The organism is uncultured Aurantimicrobium sp. (assembly GCF_936931525.1).
Taxonomy (GTDB): domain Bacteria; phylum Actinomycetota; class Actinomycetes; order Actinomycetales; family Microbacteriaceae; genus Aurantimicrobium.
The window spans coordinates 1-2,446 of sequence record NZ_CAKZII010000147.1 but is presented as its reverse complement, the minus strand read 5'-3'; the positions used below and the strand labels follow the sequence as shown (position 1 = coordinate 2,446).

General features: G+C 57.5%; 4 protein-coding genes. All 4 read right to left on the bottom strand.

Translation table 11 applies throughout. The annotated features are described in order from the left end of the window. Positions 1 to 37: 37 nt before the first annotated feature. A complete protein-coding gene (gene ruvB / locus Q0362_RS07260; protein WP_298121922.1) occupies positions 38 to 1,072 on the bottom strand; it encodes a Holliday junction branch migration DNA helicase RuvB in 1,035 nt (344 codons plus the stop codon). Beyond that, positions 1,069 to 1,665: a Holliday junction branch migration protein RuvA gene (gene ruvA / locus Q0362_RS07255; protein WP_298121917.1), complete on the bottom strand. Its 597-nt coding sequence runs from the start codon at positions 1,663 to 1,665 to the stop codon at positions 1,069 to 1,071. The genes ruvB and ruvA overlap by 4 nt, the downstream gene beginning before the upstream one ends. Positions 1,666 to 1,686: 21 nt before the next feature. Beyond that, a complete protein-coding gene (gene ruvC / locus Q0362_RS07250) occupies positions 1,687 to 2,244 on the bottom strand; it encodes a crossover junction endodeoxyribonuclease RuvC (RefSeq protein WP_298121925.1) in 558 nt (185 codons plus the stop codon). Continuing rightward, positions 2,240 to 2,446: YebC/PmpR family DNA-binding transcriptional regulator (locus Q0362_RS07245; RefSeq protein WP_298121913.1), on the bottom strand; the 207-nt coding region annotated here is incomplete at its 5' end. The genes ruvC and Q0362_RS07245, both read right to left, overlap by 5 nt.

Here is a 2,446-nt window from a genome sequence, read left to right as displayed (position 1 = left end):
GGAGAATCGGCGCAAGTGCACCGGTTTCGAGTATAGGTCACAGCAAGGTTGGCGGTTGGGCGGCAGGAGCGATTCCCAGGTGCTCGTAAGCTGCTCGTGTCGCCTGGCGTCCACGAGGTGTGCGAACAAGGAATCCTTCACGCAGCAAGAATGGTTCCACGACACTCTCAACCGTTTCACCGTCTTCGCCAATTGAGGTGGCTAGTGCCGAGACACCTACTGGTCCGCCACCGAAACGTTCGATGAGAGCACGAAGTACCGCGCGATCGAGACGGTCAAGTCCACGAGAATCCACGTCGTAGAGAGCCAACGCGGCCTCAGCTGCCGAACTGGCATCTACTTCGGGATGAACAGTGAGGTAGTCACGGACGCGTCGCAGCAGGCGGTTAGCAATACGTGGAGTGCCCCGACTTCGCTGCGCAATGATCTCAAGCGCCAGTGGCTGTAAATCTAGGCCCAAGAGGCGAGACGAGCGCGTGAGCACAGATTGAAGCTCGTCATGCGAATAAAACTCCAAGTGCGCTGTAAATCCAAAACGATCCCGAAGTGGGCTCGCCAACAAACCAGAGCGCGTGGTTGCACCCACAAGAGTGAAGGGGGGAAGCTCCAGGGGAATGGACGACGCCCCCACTCCCTTACCCACCATGATGTCAATGCGGTAATCCTCCATGGCAAGGTAGAGCATCTCTTCTGCAGAACGTGCCATGCGGTGAATCTCATCGATAAACAGGACTTCACCAGGAACAAGGCTTGATAACAGTGCAGCAAGATCTCCTGCGTGAGAAATAGCCGGACCACTCGACATCCGAAGAGCAAGTCCACTCTCCTGAGCAACAATCATGGCCAACGTGGTCTTACCCAGCCCGGGTGGACCAGAAAGCAGGATGTGATCGGGGGCACGGTTATCGAGCCTCGCCGCGGCCAAGAGAAGACGCAATTGTTCAACTGCCTTCGGTTGCCCCACGAACTCCGCAAGTGATTCCGGGCGCAAAGCGCCTTCGAATTCGAGTTCCGCCCCACCTAGCGGAGACGGGGAGAGTACTTCGCCCTCTGCGGAGAGGTCATCACTCATCGCGCACCGGCTAGATAAGCAAGAGCGAGGCGCAATAGTTCAGCAGACTCGACATCTGGCGCACGAACAGCAGAAACGGCGTCGGTCGCAGCTTTCTCATTCCAGCCCAGGCCAACCAATGCAGTAACGACAGCGTCTGGTGACGCTTTCAGCGAGGAGGGCAGGCTCGTCTTAACGTGAGACTCGGCAACGAGTGCATTGAGTTTGCCTGAAAGCTGGAGGACGATGTGTTTCGCTGTTTTTGGCCCGATACCTGGGACCTTGCGGAACGGAGCGTCGTCTTCAGACACGACGGCTGAGAGCACTTCAGCGGGGCTGAGTTGCGACAGGATGGCCAGAGCTGACCTCGGACCAACACCACTCACGCCGAGAAATGCCTCGAATATTTCGAGCCCTTCGGTTCCCTCAAAACCATAGAGGGTCAGCGAGTCTTCGCGAACGACGAGGGAGGTGATCAGCGTGATTGAACTACCTACGCTGAGCGAGCGAAAGTGCCCATCCGTCAGATGGACGGCATAACCGACTCCCTGCACGTCAACCGTGCAGGTGCCGTTGCGCAGAGCTAGAACCTGCCCACGAAGTGCCGAAATCACGTCGCCAGCCTATTGCGGTGGTTATTTTTTGCGTGCCTGACGCTCCGCATCACGCCAACGTTGCTGCGCTGGTGTGAGGGCAGCTGTTCCACTTCGGGGCGCGCCTGACCGCCAGGCGTTGCAGACGGCGAGAGCTAAGGCATCCGTCGCGTCAGGCAGGAACTTCTGCTCCCCCATGTTGAGGATGCGGGCGACCATGTTGGCCACCTGGACCTTGTTCGCACGACCGTTGCCTGTGACAGCAGCTTTGACCTCGCTCGGAGTGTGCAGCTCGACAGATAAGCCACGTTCATAGGCCTCTACCAGCGCGATGGCACTAGCCTGTGCCGTGCCCATGACCGTTCGTAAGTTGTGCTGCGCGAAGACCCTCTCGATCGCCACGTGGTCCGGAGCGAACTGGTCCATCACTGCAGCCAACTGAGCCTTGATAATTCCCAAGCGCTCAGCAAGTGCAAGTGTCGGACGTGTTTGCAGCACGCGAACATCGACAAGCGTGAGCTCTCGATTAGCACCAACGTCAATAATGCCAACGCCGCATCGGGTCAGACCTGGGTCTACCCCGAGAATGCGCACGTTAATCCTGTTCGAGCTCGGCGAGGACTGATTCGCTCAGGTCGAAGTTGGAGTAGACGTTTTGAACATCATCGGAGTCTTCGAGAGCGTCAATGAGCTTGAAAACCTTGCGTGCAGTGTCCGCGTCAACTTCTACTTCGAGGTTTGGCACAAACTCGGCATCTGCAGAGTCATAGTCAATGCCAGCTTCTTGAAGGGATGTGCGCAC

Excerpts from the sequence above, each read along its gene's own strand:
- ruvB (WP_298121922.1), bottom strand. The coding sequence starts at position 1,072 with ATGAGTGATGACCTCTCCGCAGAGGGCGAAGTACTCTCCCCGTCTCCG.